Annotated in this window: 12 protein-coding genes; 2 read left to right on the top strand and 10 right to left on the bottom strand. The window is 34.6% G+C overall.

Going from position 1 to position 23,961, the window contains the following annotated elements; translation table 11 throughout:
• Window positions 1-93 precede the first annotated feature (93 nt).
• Window positions 94-1,056 carry a YpdA family putative bacillithiol disulfide reductase gene (locus U6A24_RS00265; protein ID WP_324177922.1) on the top strand — a complete coding sequence of 321 codons (963 nt, stop codon included), beginning with the start codon at window positions 94-96 and terminating at the stop codon, window positions 1,054-1,056.
• A 61-nt stretch (window positions 1,057-1,117) separates the two neighbouring features.
• Here the strand turns inward: U6A24_RS00265 and U6A24_RS00270 are convergent, their stop codons facing one another.
• From U6A24_RS00270 to U6A24_RS00310, 9 genes are all read right to left on the bottom strand, one after another.
• Window positions 1,118-1,828 (bottom strand): Bax inhibitor-1/YccA family protein, encoded by a 711-nt coding sequence (locus U6A24_RS00270; protein WP_324177923.1) that lies wholly within the window; start codon window positions 1,826-1,828, stop codon window positions 1,118-1,120.
• A gap of 68 nt (window positions 1,829-1,896) precedes the next feature.
• A complete protein-coding gene (locus U6A24_RS00275) occupies window positions 1,897-2,763 on the bottom strand; it encodes a zinc-dependent peptidase (protein ID WP_324177924.1) in 867 nt (288 codons plus the stop codon).
• 158 nt (window positions 2,764-2,921) lie between these two features.
• Complete coding sequence (locus U6A24_RS00280) at window positions 2,922-5,699, bottom strand: MGH1-like glycoside hydrolase domain-containing protein (protein ID WP_324177925.1); 2,778 nt, start codon at window positions 5,697-5,699, stop codon at window positions 2,922-2,924.
• Window positions 5,700-5,740: 41 nt separating this feature from the next.
• Complete coding sequence (locus tag U6A24_RS00285) at window positions 5,741-7,810, bottom strand: alpha-galactosidase (protein ID WP_324177926.1); 2,070 nt, start codon at window positions 7,808-7,810, stop codon at window positions 5,741-5,743.
• Between the two features lie 8 nt (window positions 7,811-7,818).
• Complete coding sequence (locus tag U6A24_RS00290; protein WP_324177927.1) at window positions 7,819-9,120, bottom strand: metallophosphoesterase family protein; 1,302 nt, start codon at window positions 9,118-9,120, stop codon at window positions 7,819-7,821.
• Between the two features lie 161 nt (window positions 9,121-9,281).
• Window positions 9,282-10,889 carry a hypothetical protein gene (locus U6A24_RS00295; protein WP_324177928.1) on the bottom strand — a complete coding sequence of 536 codons (1,608 nt, stop codon included), beginning with the start codon at window positions 10,887-10,889 and terminating at the stop codon, window positions 9,282-9,284.
• 37 nt (window positions 10,890-10,926) lie between these two features.
• Complete coding sequence (locus U6A24_RS00300; RefSeq protein ID WP_324177929.1) at window positions 10,927-12,543, bottom strand: hypothetical protein; 1,617 nt, start codon at window positions 12,541-12,543, stop codon at window positions 10,927-10,929.
• A gap of 24 nt (window positions 12,544-12,567) precedes the next feature.
• Window positions 12,568-15,426, bottom strand: a complete 2,859-nt coding sequence (locus U6A24_RS00305) for a TonB-dependent receptor (RefSeq protein ID WP_324177930.1) — start codon at window positions 15,424-15,426, stop codon at window positions 12,568-12,570.
• Between the two features lie 261 nt (window positions 15,427-15,687).
• On the bottom strand, window positions 15,688-18,327 hold the full coding sequence (locus U6A24_RS00310) for a glycoside hydrolase family 2 TIM barrel-domain containing protein (protein ID WP_324177931.1): 2,640 nt from the start codon (window positions 18,325-18,327) through the stop codon (window positions 15,688-15,690).
• 170 nt (window positions 18,328-18,497) lie between these two features.
• Here U6A24_RS00310 and U6A24_RS00315 point away from each other — a divergent pair, with 170 nt between their 5' ends.
• Entirely contained in the window at window positions 18,498-22,604 is a 4,107-nt protein-coding gene (locus U6A24_RS00315) for a hybrid sensor histidine kinase/response regulator transcription factor (RefSeq protein ID WP_324177932.1), read from the top strand.
• Between the two features lie 10 nt (window positions 22,605-22,614).
• Here the strand turns inward: U6A24_RS00315 and U6A24_RS00320 are convergent, their stop codons facing one another.
• Window positions 22,615-23,958, bottom strand: coding sequence for a sulfatase family protein (locus U6A24_RS00320; protein WP_324177933.1), 1,344 nt, complete (start codon window positions 23,956-23,958; stop codon window positions 22,615-22,617).
• Window positions 23,959-23,961 lie beyond the last annotated feature (3 nt).

Raw genomic sequence — 23,961 nt, forward strand, 5'->3', positions numbered from 1 at the left:
TTATTAAACTTCAAAAATTAGTAGTTTTATGCATTATTTTTAATGTAAGTAAGTGTAGTATAATTCGACTACTTTTTGTAATATTTTATGAAGATGAAGCATATTGACCTAATCATTATTGGAGGAGGTCCCATAGGAATAGCCTGTGGGCTAGAAGCCAAGAAAAAAGGCATCGATTATCTTATCATCGAAAAAGGACCCATAGTAAACTCTTTATTCAACTATCCAATAAACATGCAATTCTTTTCATCTTCAGAAAAGCTAGAGATTGACAACATTCCTTTTATAAGTAAAGAAGCCAAGCCCAAACGTAATGAGGCCCTTGAATATTATCGTCGCATTGTTACGTCGAATGACTTAAACATTAATCTATTTGAAAAGGTCAATAAAGTTGATAAAGAAAGTGATATTTTTAAAATTGAGACAGAAAAACAAACGTATACAGCTTCATTTGTAATTGTTGCGACTGGATTTTATGATATCCCAAATACAATCAATGTTCCGGGAGAAGACCTACCCAAAGTATCTCACTATTATAAGGACCCTCATTTTTATGCCAAGCAGAAGTTAGCCGTAATCGGCGCAAGCAACTCTGCCGTTGACGCAGCTCTAGAATGTTATCGCAAAGGTGCAGAAGTCACTATGATTGTACGAGGGCCAGAAATTGGTAGAAGGGTTAAATATTGGGTGCGACCAGACATCGAAAATCGTATTAAAGAAGGAAGTATCAAAGCGTTTTATAATGCAACCGTTAAAGAAGTATCTAAAGACAAGATAAAGATCTCCATTCCTAATGAAGATATAGAAATTGACAACGATTATGTTTTGGCATTGACCGGCTATAAACCAAATTTTGGATTCCTGAAAAAAATAGGAATCAACCTTTCTGAAGATGAAAAGTTATACCCGGAATACAATGGAGAAACTATGGAATCTAATGTCCCTAACTTATATCTTGCTGGCGTGATTTGTGGAGGAATGGATACACATGTTTGGTTTATTGAAAATTCAAGAATCCATGCAAAAGCAATAATACATTCAATTACACAGAAGTGATTTAATAAGAAAAAGCCGAACAAAATTCGGCTTTTTTTAATCATAATTTATCTATGTTCTATTAATCTCCACTTAGTCTTGACAAGATACTCAGGATATACCAAAATAGTAACATTAACGAAGCGAATAACCCAAGGGAAGCTCCTACATATTGATCTTCAGAATACTTATGCACCATATTGGAAGTTTGATATAATATTGATCCAGATGCAAGTACAACCATCCCCACGCTAAACCAAAGTCCCAGGTTAAACCCAAACAATATGCCTGCAGCGATCAACCCTAGAGCGATAAAAAATCCTATAGTAAGGATGGATCTCAGAAAAGAAAAGTCTTTTTTGGTAAGCAATACAATAGCAGATAACCCTGTAAACAAAGCCAATGTTAAAATAGCCGCCTGATTCAAGATATTTGCTCCTCCGTTTTCTGCAATCATCATAGCAATACCAATAAGAGGAATAAAAATAAATGCCTCTGCAACAACATATAGCAAGAGACCCAAATATTGTTGATTGATATTATGATTTTTAAATGCCATTTTCTCGGCATAGGTTGTGGCCAACATAAAACCTCCCAACATGATCAACCATCTCCACCCTTGTGTCATAGAAAATGCAAAATTTACAATTGTTTCAGATTGAAAAAAAATCCATTCAACAATTACAAAAAGTAAAACAGCCATCGCAAGATGGGTATAGGTTTTCTTGTAAAATGCGACTCTTTTTTCATCTGTAAGTGAACTTACAGGCATTATTTGCTGAAATTCTTCCATATATTTTTGTTTAAAAAAAGTTTATTAGAATGATAAATATAATTGTTCTACTTAAAATACACTATTTACTACTCTTCAAAGTATCTAAAATTAAGCATTTGCATGACATATGAGTATATCTCTGGAAACTTATTTTTTAATTCGTTGGGTGACTCCATAAAGACCTCAACCAATACTGCAATGAATTCAAATTTATCTGTATACGCATAATCTCGTAGTATCTTGGTTTCTACTATCTTATTTCTAATTTCCTGAGAGCCCAGATATTCTTCAAGCTGTAGAAAAGTATCATAGAAAATTTCAGAACTAATATCATTATTCTTTATCGAATTGTAATGAATCGCATGGGTAATCTCATGGACTCCTAAACTCTTCCCCTTATCCTGATGAAGGTTTCCTCGTTGAAAATGTTTCCAGGAGAGTGCCAAAGCTCTGGATCTGGGGTTGAACTCGCCAATATTTTCAGTTTTATTTAAAATCGAATAGAATGAAGAAGGATATAAGATGATTGTATTTAAATAATCCAACAAGTAATTACGCATACCAAAAGTTAACTGAATCATCATCATCGTGATTTGCATACGCATAAAACCGTCAACAACTAGCCCTTCTCTTCCCACAAAACGGGTTTCCTCTAAAAATCGAGCGGATCTATGCTCAAAATATTTCTTTTGTTTTTTATCTAAAGAACTATAAAAATCATTCTCTTTCAAAAATGGTTTTAAGTACGAGGGTAGTTTTTTGATTACAGGATAAAAATGAATAAAATAAGGTTTCTTTTTATGTTTAACATAAACTGTCTCCAAATAGCGTAAGACATAATAAACGCAAATAGAAACAATACCTACAGTAATAAAAACTCCTATTACCGTTTGGAGTAAAGAATTCGAAGGCTCTTCTTCGAGAAAGAACATATATACTACTAATCTATCCAATAAAAAGAAAAATGTAGGTTAAGGCTATTAAAAATAACGTTTTAGAAATTAAAACCTTGTAAAAATGGTAATTTAACATTAATTGAACCCGTGTTTACAATCATTGAAAGGTAATACGAATTTCGAATTAAGCCTGATTGAAGCTAGTTAAAACGTCTTCATTTTAGCTTTTTTATTGTAAGAACGCCTTTCTTCAATTTATTCGGAATAGAAATACTTAATGTTCCTGCATTGATTTCTTTATGCGGTATGATTTCGTTATTCCAGAACACTTGGTATTCAAAATTAGGATTAAGGCAGGCAATAAGAGAGAATTTTTCGTTTTCTGTATCAAAAACCTTTAATATTGCTTTTAAAGAACTATAGGTTTTGTCAACCTTTTTTTCTTCTACCCAGATGTTAAATCCAGTTGTTAAATTTCCTTGTTGATAATACGCATTAAACCAAGAAAGTACAGGGGTAGATAATCCACTAAATTGGTGCCATCCTGCTCCTCGTTTGGTTTTAATGATAAAATGCTCATAGCAATTATACGTGTTTTCAACTTCTTTTTTCCATAAATCCAAAGCGGTTTTTGCAATTTTTTTTGCAAAATCGGCCTCTCCAATATCCAGCATTGTTTTCCAGAAAAACCATTGGTGCGGCATCCATACGGTACCGTTCCAGTACCCATTACCTGAATAATAAGGTGCGGATTGGTCGACAGCAGATAGTCCAATATCGGACCAAAGCCTCCTTTTTGTTTTCATTTTTTTAAGTAAGAGATTTTTCTGATTTTTAGTACAAACTCCTGAAACCAATGGATATGCTCCTCCTAATCCCATATTAAAATTAACATTATCATCGAATTTTAATATCCCTGTTGGATTTTGATTTTCATCATGAACCACATAACCAAAATATCCTGATTTCTTATCCCATGAATAGCTTTGAAGTGCTTTACTCATATTTTGGATATCCTTTTCATACGCTTTGACGTCCCTATTAAAATTTAAATATGAAGCTGCCATTTGTAATATTTTTGCCACTCTAATGCTATGAGCGGTATTTACAACCGGAACAACATTCTTTTTTATTTTTTCCTGATGAATATATTTCTGGGGCGGATAATCATCCCATCCGCCAGAATTATAAAAATAATCCCATGTTCGAATCAGATTAGACTTCATTCTGGTCGTTGAGCCCTTATTAATTCCGACAAGAAACTCATAATACCGTTTTAATTTAGGATAATATACCTTCAGAAGTTCTTCGGATTGCGTTTTATTCCATAATTCAAGAAACAGGTAATGTTGAACCGGTAGTAGAGTACCATGATGTATAAAGGCCGATTGTTCATCTTCTTCATTAAGATAGGCGTTTAAACTTTCTATCCCTCGCTTAATGTCCTGTTCCATCATACCCAAACCAATAAATCCTGAATCCCAGGTATATAAACTATCCCAAAAACGTCCTGGTGTATGGTGTTTGATATATTCCTTCTGTGTGTATACAGGATAAACTACATTACAAAATGTTGTTGCGGCCATTCGCTTTTGACTAAACAAATACGTTTCTCCTGCGGGCACAATTGGATAATCAAATAAATTAGATCTTGCTTTGTTATAAATAGATTGGATATTTTCTTTGGCAATCTTCTTATTTAAATATGCGGTTACCTCTTCTTTACTCCCATAGCAAACTATTCCATTAATAAAAAATGATGATTTAGGCTGGATATGAATGGGTTTTAAAAATATATTCGTAAAATGTCCATTTGTACCATTATCAAACTTGGTTTTGACATGATCATTGACCATTCTTTTAAAACTGTCGTCTAAATCTTTATACTTCCACTCCCTAACTTCATAATCTGGATAATCCCAAGAGATTCCATAGTATGTATCGATGTTTTTGTATTTTAATATAATTGAATTGGGTATTGGTCCATTAATTATATTGGGGGTATGTTGCCATATTATGGGTTTAACCTCAACATTTTTGGTATCCTTCTTATCAATTATGGTAAATCCATCTATGATAATTGGAGATTTCCCTTTTGAAATGATCCTGAAGCCATATTTTCCCGATTTAAGATTTCCGATCTCGATTTGTTCAGTCTTAAAACTTCCATTTCCAGATAAATGAAGCCTCTTATTAACTATACCGTCTAATTCGAGATCGATTTTTTGATCGTCTTTTATTTTATATCGAACCCAAAGAAATGCATTGTTAATATTCGTTGTAATTTCAAATTCATATCTAACCTGGTCGCCTTCTTTTTTACCAAAACGTTTACCAATCCCTGAACCGTTAACCAAACCATGATCTCTTATTTCTCCTCTTAATTTGCCATCATATACTAATTGATCTTTATGCGAAGGTTTTGCGAATTTTATTTCTTTGTAATCGATAGCGTCTATCCAAGTAGCATAACTTGGCAATTTGATTGTACTATACTGAATAGGTGTGTAAGGATCATACGCTTTGATAGACGGAAAATGAATAGATCCCATCATATGTATCACTATATTTTGAGCAATAGCTGTATTATTGATACATTCAATACGTATAAGTCGAGAATTTTGATCTATTTTGGAGTATGAGATATCGGTATAAACACGATCTTTCCATTCAAGTTCGTGTCTAAAAGAAAAGTATTCTAGGTTAGGCGATGCTTCCCATGGATGAAACCCCGATTCATAAAAAACATGAGGAACATCCACTTTTCTACGATAAAACCCTGGAAATACACTCAAATCAAAACGAATACCTTTTTCTATATCAGGAATATGAGATACTCCAATGTATTTTTTCGTGTAGGGACCCCAGTTTGGTAGATTCAAATCATGCGTGTATGTAAGCGAGTTATAATATTCAGAATCATATATCGATTGTGAAAAATTGCTATTGTACCCTATTATAGTAATAATAATAAAGATTAGACGTGGATTCATTATTTGAAAGGTTTAACTTAACATCCTATGGTATGTATCAATTAGTCAATCGAAAACAATCCATAACTAAATTGTTTTTGAGTATCAATTTTTATCTTATTCTGTTTTTTTTGATCCCGGTGTATTGATATTGTATTTCCTAAAATACGATTAAAAGTTTGGTTAGGTTTTAAACCATTTATGTTTAATTCTAAAGTGTTATCTCCTGTATACTCCCGGTATATCAATAGATATTTGGGTTTGTCTAATTGATATGCAACAAATCCGGTCCAAGAAAAGCCTGAAGGTTCCTTTGCAATTGGTAAAATAATAGACGAATGAAGTGACGTTGAGACCTCTTTGTACTTAGCCAATTGATCTTTTAGATCATCAATTTTAGAAAGGCTACTTAGTTCCATCCAGGCCAAAGGCTGTGCTGCAAGCGTAATTGCACTAGTATAGGTAAGCGGGTTTTTTTGTGGTGCAAGAATATCGTCTTTTGGATATTTCTTTGGATTTCGGGCGTTGTTTAGAAATTCAATCTGTAACCGTTCTGCAGGCACATATCCGGCAAGCATCCATAAATTTCTCAGGGTTCTGTGCGGATAATAATTACCCCAATCGGTATAACGGTTTTCAAGAAAAACATTCCCAAATTCATTAAAATAATGGTATCCCACTCTATTTCCGGCCGTTACATCCATATTAAATGTTACCTTGCCTTCTGTTGCGTGCATTACTTTGGTAAATAGCTTTCTTAAATTAATTTCAGATTGCTTGTTAGTTAAAGAAATTCCATCAATTTTAAACACTTTAATGTTATGTCGATTGTAATAATCAATCAAGATATCTGCGTCTCGCTCCCAAAATTGATAGCTATTTGTTTTACTGGGATTAAACCACAAACATAGTTCTACATTTTTCTTTTTAGCCGTAGCAATAATGGTTTCAAACCCATTGGGAAATCGCTCTGGATTTGGTTGCCAATCGGCTTTGCTCCAATCATTCCATTTCTGACCAGTTTTTGATACAGAATTTCTAGATAATCCACTTTGCCATCCATCATCTAGTTGTAGGTGAGTAATCCCAATTTTTGACGCTTGTTCTATTTCTTTTAAAATAAAAGTTTCGTTCATTCGGCTATCTTTACTTCGGTCTCCCCAAGTATTGGCAAGAATCATCTCATCTCGTTCTGGAATATATTTTCTAAGTTGTTTTTGGTATTGTATGATCTCTTTTTGTACATCTTTTTTGTTGGATTTGGCCAATCCAATGGCATAGCCATATCCCTGTATCCATTCCTCACTTAGATCTTGGGGAGAAATCCCAACTCCATGTACAGTGATACTTTTATGATCAACCTGAAAATCATAACCCGCATAATATTGCTGACTATAATCAATAGGAGCCTCTTTGACGAAAAATAAACCTATGTCTCTTTGTTGATTCATTGCGAAAAAAATGTTTCCCTGAAGGTTTTCTTTTTTACGATATGGAAGTAATTCTTTTTCAAAAACCAAATTGTCGTGATGATCGGTCGACTCTTTGAAGGAAACAATAGTCGTTTTCCAATGTTCATCGGTAAATGGAAAACTAGCGATTCGTTCCACATTTGTTTCGCCATTTTGATAGCTTTTCTCGATCATTTGACGATCCTCAGACCGATTGATCATCCACTCAGAAGCCTTAGCCGTGCCCTTTAGAAAATAGGTATGTGAAATAGCATTTGCATTGGCATATATTTTCATAACATGATTTACTTCTAGGTTTCCTAATGTAAAATAGATGGATACCTCTTTATGAAATTGTTCATTCGAAAATGTACGCTTATTTGATATTACTATTTTGGTCCCAGAAACGATAGTATCTTCCTTGGGAAGATAAAAACTTGGTGTTTGATTATCTATAAAACTAAGTTTTTGATTTCCAATCTTCTTTTTTACTTGTTTTAATATAAGATTTCCTTTATTCCACAAATACGTAAAGCTTACATGTTTATTCTGCACATAAAGCGTATCATTTTGTAATAACACTTTTATATCTGGCAATGATTCTTGCTGTCCTCGTACGTTAAAACAAGTAAACAAAAAGAGGTAAGAAAAACATAGGATGGCATACTTTTTAAAAACCATAAGCTATACTATTCCTTTAAAGGTAGTTCTTTTAATATATTAACATGATTCTTTTTTTTCATAAGTTCAAAATGATCAAACAATTCGTCATCAAGAGTGTATGCTTTAAAATTTAAAATATTGTTATCTACTGTAATTACCTGATATAGTTGAATGTTTTTTCCTTTTTTATCCATCCAGGGATGATCGCTAATCGAATACATTTTTCTGCCACTTACAGAAACCACATAGGTGGTGCCCGAATTTTCGTTCCATTTTCCTAATCCCGAATTTACCTTATTGCCTCTACCATAGACATGATCATGTCCCTGTAGTACAAGATCGACTTTATACATGTCAAATAGTGGTTTCCAGTGTCTTAAAACATCTTCATTAGCTCTTCCTCTGGCAGCCGAGATTACGGGATGATGAAAAAAGGCAATAACCCATTGTTGTTTATGGTTTTGCAAGACCTTTTCTAACCATGCACTTTGTTTTTTGATGCCTTCATTAGAATCCAAGCAAATGATCCTGGTATTTAGGTAATCTACGTAATAAGTCCGATCTTCAAAACCTTTGGGGCCGTTATTCGGAAAATTAAACTGGGGATCCCAAAGATTGCTAATCCCTACTTTATGATTTGTGCTATCTTTTACATATTCATGATTTCCTAATGTTGCCAGAACAGGCATCATTTTAGGTATAAAACTATTAGCCTCAAACCATTCGCCCCATTCATAATTATTTTGAGAATGATTAATGAGATCTCCTGCATGTATTGAAAATCTAGCATTGGGAGCTTTTTTAAAAGCACCTCTTATAACTTTCGACCATAAGGTGAAAATATCATTTTGAGCATCACCCAGATATAAAATCTGAAATGGTTCTTCAAATTCTTCTTCTGAAGTTTTGAACTGTATCCACTCGCTCCAATACGTACCATCACCAACACGGTATGCATAAAGCGTGTTAGGTATCAAATTACTAAACTTTACCTTATGATATACTACTTGTTCTTTTTCGAGAGAGGTAACCGTTGTAGTTGTGGAGTTTTTTTTGATAGCATTTTTATAAAAATCAAATTCCTTTTCAACTTTGGCAATTTCAGAAATTCCTTTGGTAATGGTATTATTGGTACGCCATGTGATCATAATTTCGCGAGATGGGTCCTTGGTAAGTGTTAGTAATATTCTATCTGGACGAGGCGATGCTTTATAATCAATATTAAGAGTACTGGGAGCAAGATTTTTTTCTAAAACCTGTGCAGGGCACAATGTTACTATAAATAGTACAAAAAGGGACAAACAGATATTGATAAATTTTATATTCATGAATTATCATTAAAAAAGGAAAGGGAAGCCCAAAAACTGTAAGACATAACAATTATCTTCTCAAATAATTATTATCAAAACCAAAATAACATCTTACTTTACCCTGTTTTAGACATCCCTTTCCGGGGCATGAAATTGAAAACAAATCTACATTTTGACTATTATCTTATCGTTCCGTCAGGGTTTTTAACCCATCCTACAGTCCAATCGCCAGCTTCATTTTCTACTGCACCTACATAGGTTACCGAAGTAAAGAATGCATCTACGGTGCTTGGGTCATGGTTTTCTTTTGCAGTTACCGTGGCATCTGGGATAAAATCATTAGTACCTATCCCATCTATAGTATCATAAATTGGGTTGTAAGAAACTTCCATGGTATCAGGATCCACGACCTCTTCATAACTAGTTACATTATTAAAGAAAGGGTTATTAATGGTACCATCCATATCATCACGTGATCCCCCAAAAGGAGCATCTCTAAAGTGTTGAGAATCTAGGTCAAAGATATATCCATAAGCGAATACAGTTGGTCCCGCTAGCGTACCTCCTACGGTAACCGAACCATCTACTCTTACACCTCTTCTATTAAAGCTTGCACCAATACTGTTATATATTCTACCATCTGAAGTTCCTCTAAAGCGATATGCATAAACTTCTTCTACATCAATTCCAGGGCCTACTGCCGTGAAGTTTGCAATGATTGCTGTAGATTGATCTCTAATCACTACCTCGTAGGTGTCATCATCAAGTAAAAGTCTTTCTGTCATTACCGCAATACCAAATTGCATTTTACCAGCATATCCGCTTCCTAACCTGAAGCCATTTTCGGTAGAATTGGTAGCCACCATATATTTAGCATTTACATTTCCATTAGTGAAATAAATCCCTTCTGTAGCAGCTTTGAACGCTTGAACATATTCTACAGTATTAGAATCATCCATACCATCTAATCGAATTCCATCACTACCGTATTCTGTTCTTAGGTATCTTATGGTCGCCCCTGATAGGGATCCAGCACTACCATCTAAATACAATCTATTCCAATCTCCAGGTTGTGGATCCCCTGTAAGCGTGGTAGTAGGAGTCATAACTACGGGATTTGTAGAAGTACCTGTAATTGATAAACCGGCTCCATTAGTAAATGTTAAGCCTACGGTAGGATCGGTAACTTCAACTGGTGTTTTAAAATATACAACTACTCCTTCTTCTACAGTCAATGTACTACCTGCTCCAAAGGATAGTGATTCCGAAATATGATAATCGCGCCCTGTAATGAGCAATATTTCATCAGTTACTATACCATCTGTCGGGATAGTAACATCATACAAAGTTTCTCCCCCTACCTCGATTGTATCGTATATCGCTGCACTTACCGTTAAGGTAACTCTTTGCGAATCCTGATTAGCATTATCTGCTAATAAGAACTCATACTCAAAATTCTGTCCTTCATTCGCATCTGAAGGTACTGTTTGTGTATTGTAGGTAAACGTAGTGGCATTAACATCAAGAGGAATAGTTTCTAAAACTCCCCCACCAAAATATACTACAAGTTCCTTATTCCCTCCTGGTGCATTTAATGTAAGATCTACGCTAAAAATTTCTCCAGCTTTACCTATTATTGCAGTTTCTCCACTAATACTAATTGTGGGTGTTGCAGGGGTTTCTCCACCACCTCCATCATCATCATTACTACAGGCCAAAATAAAGCCGAGCATTAGTATCACCGGAAAAACCGTTTTTTTCGTAAAAAGTTTAAAATATTTCTTCATAATTATATGAGTTTTGGGTGTTGTCTATTTATTTAAATTATCTGAATGATCCATCCAAATTTTTGAACCACGTATCGCCTTCAGTTGTCCAATCATTGGCTACATTCTCTATTGCGCCAATATATGGGGCACTAGTAAAGAAACCTCCTAAACTTGAAGGATCGAAAGCAGAGGGAGTCGAACCTATAAAATTGGTTAACGAAATTCCTGGAACAGGATCTTCGGATACATTGAACTGATCACCGGGGTCATCAAAAAATACAGTTTGGGCTTCTTGATCGTAGTTATCATTATTGTTGTATGATCTTATATTATCAAAAATCATATTTACGCCAAGCTCGGCTATATCCAGATCTTCTACTCTAGCTCCATCATCAGGAAACTCGGTAAACAATGCATTTTGTAAAGTACCAATAGCCCCACGTCTTATGCGTACTCCGCGGCGGGTTCCATTTCCTACGCTGTTCCCGTTACCAATACAGGTAACATTACTTATAGTGAAAGTGGTTCTGGGTTCTAGCAAAAAGTTATCCCCATCGTTACGCATTTCTATAGAACGTGCCTGATTCCAAAAAGGCGTTGGGGTTGTATTGGCTTCAACATCTGTTTGAAAAACCCAGAATTGCCCCCTACCTTGCCAACCTTCGTCTGCCCATAGTGCATACCCTCCGTGGCCAATAGCCGACATGTACTTAAGGTCTACACGACCACCTTTAAGCCTGAATGCTATATTTCGATTTCTAAATACCTGAATGTGATCTATTTGAGTTGCAGATCCCACACCAAAAAACTTAAACGCGTGTGCATCGTTATCATTTGCTTTACCTGCGTATTCACTTCTGATATAGCGTAAAATCCCAGAATTATCATTAGGTTCATTACCCCCATATCTAAATCCCGCATCCAGAACTACGCTTCCAGCATTCGAAGGTGCATTTCCATACAAGACAACTCCACCCCAGTCATTAATCGTAGGAGTTTCATTTTTAAGTAATTTATCACTGGTAAAAACAATAGGACTATCTGCAGTACCCTCTGCCATTATTTTGGAACCTTGGGTAATAACTAATCTTGAAGTTTCTTGATCAGTATCAAAGGTTTTAAAATATACCTCAGTTCCAGCTTCTACAGTTAATATGCTATTATTTTCTACCGAGAAGATACTGTCTACAAGATATTTTCTTGCCGATTCCATCGTATAATCTTCATTCAATCTTCCTTTTATTCTTGTGACTTCAGTTCCGTTGATGATCTCCTGTGATTCGATAAATGTAAAATTGACTAAAAGTTGTATTATTTCACTAGATTGTTGCCCATTGAGATCGGTTAATACAAATCTAAATTCTGATCTTGTTCCATTAGGTATCCCTAATGGAATAATATATTCAAAAAAGTAAGTCGAAGAAACTTCATCATTAAAAGACACTGTTTCAAACAGTTGGTCATCTTGAAAAACTTCTAGCATTTGCAATCCGTTTGCGGCCTGTAGGTTATATTGTTGAAAAATTGTATTTCCAGGCTGTTGCACTACGAGGTCGGGTATTTCACCTTGAGCTACAATTGCGGGGGCAGGAAGTTCAAAAGTTATTTCATTCCTCTCGCAAGAAAACAATAGTGTTATAAGAATGAGTGATATATTTTTTACTAATTTCATAATGTAGGTATTGATATTCAAAAATTACAATGTATAACTTACTCCCGCTCTGGTAGACCATCCAAAATAAGCTCTTCTGGTAAGGCGGCTTTTATCGCCTTCATATCGTATCGTCGGTTCATTGCTTAGATTAACTCCTTCAATATAAAACCGTAAATTTTTCCCGATTTTTAAGGATGCATTGGCGTCTATTTGTAAACGATCATCCTGAAAATTGTCCTGTTGTTCATTGCTCCCCAAAGAGGTAGAGAAGCTTCCATTATAATTTGCCGATACCCTAGCTGAAAATGCTTTATAATCAAAAGCTAAAGCAGCATTGAATGTATGATCTGCCTGACCAGGAAGCTTAATATTATCCCGATCTTGAGTAAAAGCATCAGAGTAGGTATAGGTATAATTACCCTCTATGTTAAAGTTCTTTAAGAACCCAGGCAAAAACCCAAGTGTTCTAAAGAAGTTAAATTCAATACCTAACACTGTTGCAGTCTCCCCGTTTTGTGGCTGGGTAAAAAAGTACCCGGCTGTACCATCAAATCCAGGAAAATCCTGTGGTAACACTGGAGTAATTCGCTGAAATTGAAATTGATCAATGTTTTTATAAAATCCTCCTAGCGAAATCACTCCAACATCTTTAAAATAATGTTCAAACAACAAATCTACATTAATGGCCTCTGCAGGCTGCAGGTCAGAATTTCCTAGTCTTAAACGGCGATCATCTTCATTAAGGTCTGAAAAAGGTACAATATCATTGAAGTTTGGACGAGCATAGTTCATTACTCCCGATAAGCGTAAGGATGTGTAATCTGTAAAACTATATTTTAGATGTACATTGGGAAGCCAAAAGTTATACTCATTTCCCCCTTGTATTGGTGTAAGCAATACTGAATTTCCAGATCTTGTGACATCAAAAGCATCATATATAACTTCATTGTATTCATAACGTAGTCCCGCAAGTATCATCAATTTTTCGAATTGTATTTTTGCCATCGCATAACCCGAATAAATATTTTCTTCGGTTTCATAAGTGTTATTGGCAGATGTGCGCAGTGCTTCTGCCGCCACTTGATCAGACTCCTCAAAAAACCTGCTATTCGTTGATAGAACATTCCTAAATTGATTTGTTCCAATAAGCGGCCCAAAGCGATAATCACCATATAGGTAATTTGTAGGTTCTATACCAGATAAAGAACGTAGAAAGAATTCTTCTTCATTTATTACATTATTTGGATCATTGACTACTGTAGTTATATCCTCTCTAAATTTATCATTAGTTTGGATACGGTACTTACCACCAAATTTTATAATACCAGAGTTTTGGTTAAATTGAAAATGTTTTGTAAAATCTAATTTCCCAACCAAATTATTTGCATCTACTGTTTCAAAATCATTTTCAAATCTACCTGTTTCGGCATAGAAGAAAGGATCATATGCACTTAACCCTTCTTCGGTTGTTGAAACGCGAAAATTAGGTTCTTCTCCATATACACCTAGAGGATTATCGGCAATAATAATAAGGTCTTCTCTTTGAAAATTCCCTACTTCTCTATTAAGAGTTCGCTCGGAAAAAGTATAAAATGCTTTCCAATCTATGTCCCAATCTCCTAATCGGTGTTCGCCTTCGAGATTGAAAGTGTTATTCTCTTTTAGCTCATCGGAAATATTGATATCGCGACGCACTCTTCCGTTGGTTATAGAATCAAGGGTTTGATATCTTCCTCCACTATTAAATTGACTTTCCCATCTGAAACGATTACGCACATCTGTATCCTGTCTTCTGCTATAGACATAATTAAATGTAATTCGGTTATTGCCATCAAATTTATAGTCTACAGTTGCTGTAGCGCCAAAACGTTCCCTTTCATTTTCGGTAAGTCTATATTGATACTCATCTATCACAAAGAAATCAGCATTTTCCTGCACTACATTTACAGAATCCCAGACGGCATCAGTTCTATGCTCAGAATTATTGGATCTAAACATACTCCCTCCAAAGATAACCCCTAGTTTACCCTGAGGCACCTTATCAGTTTTGAAAAATCGCTTATCTATTCGTAATCTGTTTAAAGAATTAAGACCCGATGATATATCATTGTATCCAAAACCAGATTCTGCTTTGATTCCCAAGTCATATCGTCGTGCTACTGCTGTTTTAAGATTTACAGTACCACCGATTGCATCACCATCCATATCGGGTGTAGGCACTTTGGTCACCTCCATAAAAGCTAACTGATCTGCTGGAATAAGGTCAAGTGACTCGGTTCTTGATCCTCCCGATCCATCTACTTGTACACTGGGGATTTGTTCCCCGTTTATTTGAATGGTGGTATAATTTAGTGGTGTACCTCTAATACTTACTGTCGATCCCTCCCCTTTATCACGTGAAATATTGACTCCCGAAACTCTTTGCAAGGCTTCTGCCACATTTAAATCTGGAAAACGACCAATAAGATCGGCCGAAACCACATTTTTGATATTGTCTGAAGTACGTTGCAAGTTTAATGCTTTAGATTTTCCTTCGACATTACCAATAACTACTACCTGATCCAATTCTGCGGCATCGGTAGTCAGAATAATGCTTCCCACATTAATTTCACTTTCATCAAGCTCAACCCCAAAGGATCTAGTTGAAAAACCTATATAACTTGCCTGCAAGGTTGCTTTCCCGGTTGTTTTGGTTCTAATGACGAATTCACCAAATTCATTGGTAATCACTCCCGTAATTGTATTTCCCGTACTATCTAATAAAACAACCGTAGCTCCAAATAAGGGCAGGTTGGCATCAGGATCAATTACTGTTCCTCTTACAACTCTAGATTCTTGTCCATAAAAGATCAAAGAAGCAAATAATAAGAAAAAAAAGGTAATCGTAGCTTTTCTTTTCATTTTTTAGATTTAGGTTAGTTTACTAAAAGAATCTTTTAGAAAATTCATTTAATATATTTTTTAAGGCTTTTAGATATACTTTAAAACTTCTTCCCCTGTTTTGAAGTAAATTCTAGTGTAAAGTTGTTATAAAAGAATTAAAATGATGAGGTGTATATGTTTCAAAAACATGGTGTATATGTAACATTTTTAATAATAATGTTAATTTTAAATTAATTTAATAAAAAAAATAACGATATATTCATTTTTATTTAATATTAATTATAAGCTTCTAATTCTAATACCGCTTATACGCGTTTCACCTTTAATTGCCTTTAGTTGCACATAAACTCCAGAATTATTAGTAGCTTTCACCTGTACCTTTTTTTTGATTGGATAGTTATAACCATAGTCTTTTAATATATCCCAATTTTTGAAAATGGACTTCTTATTGATGTTCACATCAAAAATACGTTCTTGTCCATTATGTTTGGGAGATTCGACCCCGTCTACAAACCTTCTGGATTTAGGGTAATGTTCAACAAACAAAAGCTCTACTTCATACCACCCGTCTTTAACATCGAATCGATACCCTGAAGTATTTTTACGCATGGTTTGATAGAGCCCTATAAAACCGTTTATAGTTAATATATCTTCTTTGGTTCCAATTTTATTGGAAACATACAAAGGCTCTCCATCGAGATAACCCCAGCCGCCTTTTTCATATTTTTTATCTGCTAGCCATGTATTTTTACCTTTATCATCATAAAAGCTATGGTTGCTGCCAGCATTGATACTAATATCTATGTGATTTTCATTATTAAATATTTTTGGGACTCCTTTATAATTGATATTGAGTAGATCACTAAAGATTTTTTCTTCGCTATATCCCTCAGCCTTAAATTGATTTTGTTCATCCTTAAAGTTAATCTCCCAAATCGCCGAATGATTATTAATTTTTTTTCTTCCTAATGATATACCATCTTGAAATAACTCAATTTCATCAAGATTACTATATACTTGTACTGGCAATTTATTTGATTTTAACCCTGCTCTATTCGTCCAATTGGTTTCGGCAATTTTAAGATATGGGGTTTTGGATAATGCTGCTTGAAATAAAAACAATACATCTTTTGGTGTACGATCGGCAGACATCAATCCTTTATTATTCATATGAGGATTAGGGTCAATACGTCTTTCTGAACTGAAATCGATCAAGTTCCATACAGACGCTCCTGCTATATAGGGACGTTCTAAGATCTGTTTCAGATAACTTTCCATCATACGTTTATGCCCTTCGATAGTAAAATCAAAGCGTTCGGGCTTTATACTATGAAATCGAGGATCACTTCCGGCTCCAAATTCACTTACCATATGAATACGCCCGGGGTATTTTTCATGCTGTTGGTCTAAATATTTACCAAAATCCCCATAGGTATCATAGTACCATCCATGATAGAGATTCCAACCTACAATTTGTGGGATTTTATCGATCCCCGATTCTTCATACAATGGATATCGATGCAGTGCCATCCCCGTATATCGTTTAGGATCTTCTGTTCGTGCTATGTTTTCTAAGCGTCTAGCTAGTCCTAAGGTTGCTTCAGTATGTCTATCTACTATTTTCTCATCAATAAATCGATGTGCCCAATAGATTTCATTCATATATCCCCAGATAATTATCGAGGGGTGATTATAATGCTGTCTAATCATTTCTTTTAGCATTACCTCGCTATTCTTATTGTGATCCTTGGACAAGGAAACTTCATTAACCAAGGGTGTCTCTTCCCATACCAAAAGTCCAATTCGATCGGCTTCTTCCAGAATTGCAGGATCCTGCGGATAATGGGCCAGCCTAATAAAGTTTCCCCCCATATCCTTGAGTAATTTAAGGTCACTTCGGTGTTGATCATCACTTAATGCATTACCCATACTGGGATAATCCTGATGCCGGTTGGCACCCATTAGCTTTAGCGGTTTCCCATTTAAAAAAAATCCCGAATCCGCATCGAATGAGAAAGTTCTAATCCCAAACTTAATATACTCATCGTCTACGATATTTTCTTTGTTAGATATTGAAATTTCCAATTTATACAAATGAGGAGAATCGGGTGACCATAATAAAGGATTTGTTATATTAATGTCACTTATTCTAAAAGGAGTAATAGTATCGCCCCCTTTACATTCCAATGTTGATATGTTTTTGGTTACCAATATTCCATCCGGACTATATATCTTGCATTGAATAGTATATTCTCCTTGTTTTTTTAACGTATTTCTGATACTACCTTTAATAGCTACAGATGCTTTTTGGGAATTAACCAGAGGAGTATCTACAAATATCCCTTTAGAACCATGATCTAATATATTGAAATGTATTTTGGAAGTTTCAATCAAAAAAAGGTCTCTGTATATCCCCCCGAAAAAAGTAAAATCTGCAGATAATGGTGGGATATTCACATTATGAGTATTATCAACCATAACCAGCAGTTCATTTTGCTTACCCTTATTTAAGTATGAGGTTATATCAATTGTAAATGCACTATACCCCCCTATATGCTCTCCGGCTTTTTGCCCATTGACATACACTTCTGCATATTGGTTTGCACCCTCAAAATGTAAAAAGTAATTTTTTATCTGGGGAGTAAAACTTTTATGAAGTTTCTTAAAATAAAAGCCTTTACCACGATAATATCCACGGTTACCATCATCCAATACATCCTTATCATTCCATGTATGGGGCAGGTTAACGATCTCCCAATCTGAAGTATTGGGGTTTGATATAGAAGGAATTGCTTGCTGTTTTTGAAATCGCCAAAGTGAATTAATCGAAGTTTTTGATCGTATTTGACTAATAGCTGGATGATATATACAAACAAGTATTACTAAAAGAAATATTTGTTTTAATGAAATAGTATTCATAAAGGCCAATTTTGAAAATTCTACATAATAGAACTTCAAAAAGGCAAAGAAGTAAAAAGTATCTAAAAGCCTGATAAAGATACTGACTTACTAAGTTTTAAAAAAATAAAAGCCTGACAATGTTTGAGTTTGAAATAAAAAAATAGTAAGTTGAACTAAAATTTATATCCTTGAATTTCCTCAAAACTATTTTTATAATAGTCTTTTTAATAGGCTTCAACGGTTTTATTCTTCAAGCCCAGAAAGAGCAAGTTTCTGAAACAAATTACTATTTTGATCATATTAGTGTACAAGATGGGTTATCTCAAGGCTCTGTATTAAGTATTCACCAAGATAGATTAGGGTTTATGTGGTTAGGTACCAGGGATGGCCTCAATCGTTATGACGGTTATAATTTTAAGGTATTTAAAAATCAATTAGGTGACAGCACTTCAATTTCTGGAAATATTATACGGGATATTAAAGAAGATGCTTTTGGTAACGTTTGGGTTGCCAATGAAAAAGGGCTTAGTAAATATAATGCAGACCAGGAACAATTTTATAATTACCCCTTAAATTCATTGGGTAACAAGAACCTAATAATCGATGTAATCTTCATTTCTAAAGAACAAAAAATATGGGTTGGAGGAAATTTTGGAATTTTTCTTTTTAATCCAGAAAATGGGGAATACGGCCCTGATCTTATGAGGGAGTATGATAATTATCCCTCTAAAAAATATTCTGTTAACTCAATTCAACAAAAAGCTAATGGAAATTTGTTGATAGGAACCAGTAAAAAAGGAGTTTTTGTGTTAGATTTTACTAGGAACACACTACGATCTTTTAATAACTACAAAGTATCTCAAAAGCCCATAAGAAGGATTCAGTCTATTGTTGTAAGAAATACTGAAGTTTGGGCAGGCACCTATGGTAATGGCTTATATAGGTTCGATCAAAACGGCAATACCATATCGCATTATCACACAGAAGCCACCAACCCAGATCATAGAATCGCAGATGATCATATTAGAGCACTACAACTTGATGGTAAAGATCTTTGGATAGGCACATTTAAAGGACTAAATGTATTAAAGAATTTAAAACAGATAACGACAATCAATTACCAGAAAGGCAACCCCAAAGGATTACCGCACAACAGTGTACGCTCACTTTTTAAGGACCGAAAAGGAAGCATTTGGGTTGGAACATATTTTGGGGGCGCTTCAATATATGATATTCATAATCAAAGATTTAAACATTATTATAATATCAGCGGAGATAATACTTCCTTGAGCTATGATGTAGTTGGTGCCTTTGAAACAGATACAGCAGGAACTATTTTTATAGGAACAGAAAGAGGTGGACTCAATATTTACGATCCTAAAACTAATGAGCATACCAAATTGGCCGACTCTCTGTTGTCTAAAAGTATTATTAAATCGCTTTATAGAGACCAAGAGAATACACTTTGGGTAAGTGTTTTTAAACAAGGGCTACATTACTTTGACAGTGAACAAAAAATATTGGTTCCGGTTTATACTACACAGTCACCATTGTTTAACGACTTAAAAAATGCCATTATTAATTGCATAATACCTGATAACCATGGAAACCTGTGGATAGGCACCGATGAGAAAGGGTTGCAAAAATTTGATTATAAAACAAAAAAATTTCAAGAGTATTTAAATAGAGAAAAGCTCAATTTCAGTATCAAAGGAGATCCTATTAAGTCTATCGCATTAAAAGAAGACCATTTGTATCTAGCCACAAAAGGCTCTGGAATTATACACTTTGACCCAAAACTAGGCACTATCGAACAAATTACCAGGTTTAAAGAAGATGACATTATTTCTGAGGTTAGAGAATTTAATCATATATCATTGGATCGTAATGGGATCTTTTGGTTAGCTACAAACGGAAAAGGGATTCTGACATATGACCCCGTATCAAAACAAAGTAAACGTTGGCATATCGAATCCGGTTTGAGTAGTAATATTGCTCTGGGAACACTTCATGGCGAAAATTCTAAAAACACCTGGATCATTACTACAGATATGATTGCCGAAGTTAGTTTTGACCAAGAGGATATTTTAAAAAGTTACTCCTATACATCAGGTTTTCCTCTAGAAGAAATTAATGAAGGTGCTTTTTTAAAAACTAATTTTGGGATGTTTTTGATAGGAGGTAGTAATGGATATGTAAAGTTCAGTCCAGAGGATCTTAGTTTAAATACGTTTAGTCCACAACCCATTCTTACAACTCTAAACTTATTCAACAAACAAGTTAAACCAAACGATGAGAATAAGATTCTTACCAAAGATATAAGTAAAACCTCAGAGATAACCTTAGACCATTTTCAATCCGTATTTAGCATCGAATTTGCGTCTTTAAATTATACAAGTCTAGAGAACAATCAATATGCATACATGCTAAAGGGTTTCGATAAAGATTGGATTTATGAAAAAAACCGAAGAGAAGCTACTTATACCAATTTACCCGATGGAACGTACACTTTTTTAGTAAAATCTGCCAATAACGATAATATCTGGAATGAAAACCCTACTTCATTGCAAATAAGTATACTTCCTCCCCCCTGGAGGACCTGGTGGGCGTACATTATTTATTTGTCCTTAATTGGATTAGCCTTTTATGTGATACGTTACAACGCTATAAAGAGTACCCAGCTTAAGAACGATTTTCGAATTGAGCAACTGGAAAAAGAAAAATGGAAAGAAATTCATGACCTTAAGCTGAAGTATTTTATTGATGTTTCTCATGAGTTTAGAACACCTCTCACGCTAATATTAGGACCGCTAGAAGAAATGATAAGTTCTAAGTCCCAGGAGGGTTGGTTGCGATCTCGTATAAAAATCATGTACTTCAATGCTAAAAGATTATCGTTATTGATTAATCAAATTTTGGAAATTAGAGAAATTGAAACTGGACATTCTAAATTAAAAAAAGAACCCACCTATATCGATTCAATGCTTCAGGATATTGTAGATTCTTTTAAAGGTATTGCAGATAAGAATCAAATAGCATTATCGTTAAAACAGCATAGTATATCTGAAAAGCCTGTGTTAGCAGATAAAGATAAACTTCAGAAAATCTTCTTTAACTTGTTATCAAATGCCTTTAAGTTCACTCCCGAAGGTGGTAAAATTAAAGTGGAAATCACATCTAATGAGAATGAAGATGAAATTCAATATTTCTTTAGAGTTTCAGATACCGGAATTGGGATTTCACCAGATAAATTGACCAGAGTATTCGATAGATTTTACAAGGGAAGTAAAACACAATTAGGCGCCGGTATTGGTCTGTCTCTTACCAAATCCTTAATTGACATTATGAACGGGACTATTGATGTGACCAGCACCGAAGGAAAAGGGACCTCATTTATACTAAATATTCCCTTTAAAGTTGCTAATGTTTCTTTAGAAAAAGAAGAAAACAAGTTCACAAAACCAATACCCCTGGAGTATCAAAACACAAAATTGGTTAGAAAGAAAACTACAAAAGAAGAATTAACAAAGGAAACCATTTTGCTAGTAGAAGATAATGAAGAACTTCTAAATTATCTACAGGAACAACTTAGAGACGATTATATCATTTTTACGGCCAAAAATGGTATTCAAGGATTAAAAAAGGTAAAAAAAATAGCTCCAGACATTGTAATTAGTGATGTGATGATGCCCAAAATGGATGGTCTAGAATTATGTCATCATATCAAAAAGACCAAAGAGCTTTGTCATATCCCTGTGCTATTACTTACCGCTAAAGATTCACAAATTCATAAAATAGAAGGTCTTGAACATGGGGCAGATGACTATATTGGTAAACCTTTTAATTTTACCGAGCTTAAAACAAGAATCAAAAATATTATTAGTAATCGTAACCTGATTCAGCAAAAATTCAGAGATAATGATATACTACCCAAACTTCAAAAAATTAAAATCAATAGTTACGACGAAAAGTTAATGAAAAACATACTTAAAACAATTGGTGAACAATTTGACAAACCCAATTTTACTGTAGATTATTTAAGTAGTGAAGTAGGATTAAGCAGAGTACATCTCACTAGAAAATTAAAAGCGCTTGCTGGTGTAACTCCTGCTGAGTATATTAAAAATTTTAGGATGAAACAGGCTATTGAAATGTTAAAAAATGGATCGTTTAAAATTGCCGACATCGCCTATGCTGTTGGGTATCAAGATGTACAATACTTTAGCAAAACCTTTAAGGCCAAATATGGTAGTAGCCCTGCAAAATATGTAGAAAAAGAAGAAGAAGAAATATAATTATCCTGGTCTAATTTTTAGTCACAGTTCCTTCAATCCAATCAGGCAATCTAATTTTGTCAATGACCTCCCCTGTAAAACGATCTACATTGTCTGGTCGTCTTCTTGTCTTGGGAGAAAAATCCTCAGTCTGATCTATCCATTTTTGTAACTCTGCTTTGAGCGCTACAATAACCTGTTGAAAATTGGGATCATTTATAAGGTTATTAACCTCATAAGGATCATTATTGATATCATAAAACTCAAATTCAGTTCTGGGCACTTCAAACATTCGAGATTGTGCATGTGTTAAAGAATCTTTTTCTTTTGCTTCAAGCAGGCTTTTAAAAGATAAGCTCCTTCCGATATCTGATGCCGTTCCTAGTGGTAAGTTTATGTATGCATTTTTGATTAACTTATACTTTTTGGTTCTTACACTGCGTATATGCTCATCACTATTATGCCAATTTCGTTCACTAAAAACATGTATTCTTCCCCGAATAGGAGCTTCAGAGAATAAACCAGGAATAGGCTTACCTTGAAATTTATTAGATTGTGGTATTCCGACTAAATCAAGTAATGTTGGAGCCAGATCAATAACGCTTAATAATTCATCAGTCTGCATTGCCGAAGGTATTCTAGCTGGCCAGGATAAAATCAGAGGAGTTTTTATGCCAGCATCATAAACGGTACCCTTGGCTCTAGGAAAAGGAGCACCATTATCTGATAAAAAGATTATCAATGTATTATCCAGGAGTTTTCTAGATTTAAGTTCCTTTAGATAAACACCAATTTGTGCATCCATTCGTCTAATGTAATTATAGTAATTGGCTAGGTCCTTACGCGTATCTTCATTATCAACAAGGTATGGCGGGACAATAACCTGAGTTGTAGATTGTGGTTTCTCAATAACATTCATTTTATAGGGCCTATGAGGATCGGTAAAACCCACCCACATAAAGAAGGGTTTGGTAGCAGAAGTATTTAAAAAATCTTTGAAAGTATTGAGATCTTTATGATACCAATCAAATTGGTTTTTGCCATGGTTCCCTAAATGTATTTTTTTTAGTATCCCCGAGTAATATCCTTTCTTTTTCAGAAACTTTGGCAAGATGTCAAGCGAATCTGGCATAGGCATATGCAAATCTTCAGCACCCGTAGCATGAGGATACTTTCCTGTTAAAATACTTATTCTTGAGGGAGAACATTGGGCAATAGTAAGATGTGCATTTGTTGCTTTTAATCCATTTTGAGCTAAATAATCTACATTTGGCGTTTTAATATATGGGTTACCATAACAACCAAAATCTTCCCACCCCGCATCATCGGCAACTAAGATCAGAATATTGGGAGTCTGGTAGATATCTTCTGACATGTA

It is taken from the genome of Aquimarina gracilis, from assembly GCF_035285365.1.
In the GTDB taxonomy this organism is placed as follows: Bacteria; Bacteroidota; Bacteroidia; order Flavobacteriales; family Flavobacteriaceae; genus Aquimarina; species Aquimarina gracilis.

Bases quoted from the DNA above. Each gene is read 5' to 3' on its own strand.
- U6A24_RS00270 (WP_324177923.1), bottom strand. From the start codon at position 1,828: ATGGAAGAATTTCAGCAAATAATGCCTGTAAGTTCACTTACAGATGAA.
- U6A24_RS00285 (WP_324177926.1), bottom strand. From the start codon at position 7,810: ATGGTTTTTAAAAAGTATGCCATCCTATGTTTTTCTTACCTCTTTTTG.
- U6A24_RS00320 (WP_324177933.1), bottom strand. From the start codon at position 23,958: ATGTCAGAAGATATCTACCAGACTCCCAATATTCTGATCTTAGTTGCC.
- U6A24_RS00295 (WP_324177928.1), bottom strand. From the start codon at position 10,889: ATGAAGAAATATTTTAAACTTTTTACGAAAAAAACGGTTTTTCCGGTG.
- U6A24_RS00305 (WP_324177930.1), bottom strand. From the start codon at position 15,426: ATGAAAAGAAAAGCTACGATTACCTTTTTTTTCTTATTATTTGCTTCT.
- U6A24_RS00265 (WP_324177922.1), top strand. From the start codon at position 94: ATGAAGCATATTGACCTAATCATTATTGGAGGAGGTCCCATAGGAATA.
- U6A24_RS00300 (WP_324177929.1), bottom strand. From the start codon at position 12,543: ATGAAATTAGTAAAAAATATATCACTCATTCTTATAACACTATTGTTT.
- U6A24_RS00290 (WP_324177927.1), bottom strand. From the start codon at position 9,120: ATGAATATAAAATTTATCAATATCTGTTTGTCCCTTTTTGTACTATTT.
- U6A24_RS00310 (WP_324177931.1), bottom strand. From the start codon at position 18,327: ATGAATACTATTTCATTAAAACAAATATTTCTTTTAGTAATACTTGTT.
- U6A24_RS00280 (WP_324177925.1), bottom strand. From the start codon at position 5,699: ATGAATCCACGTCTAATCTTTATTATTATTACTATAATAGGGTACAAT.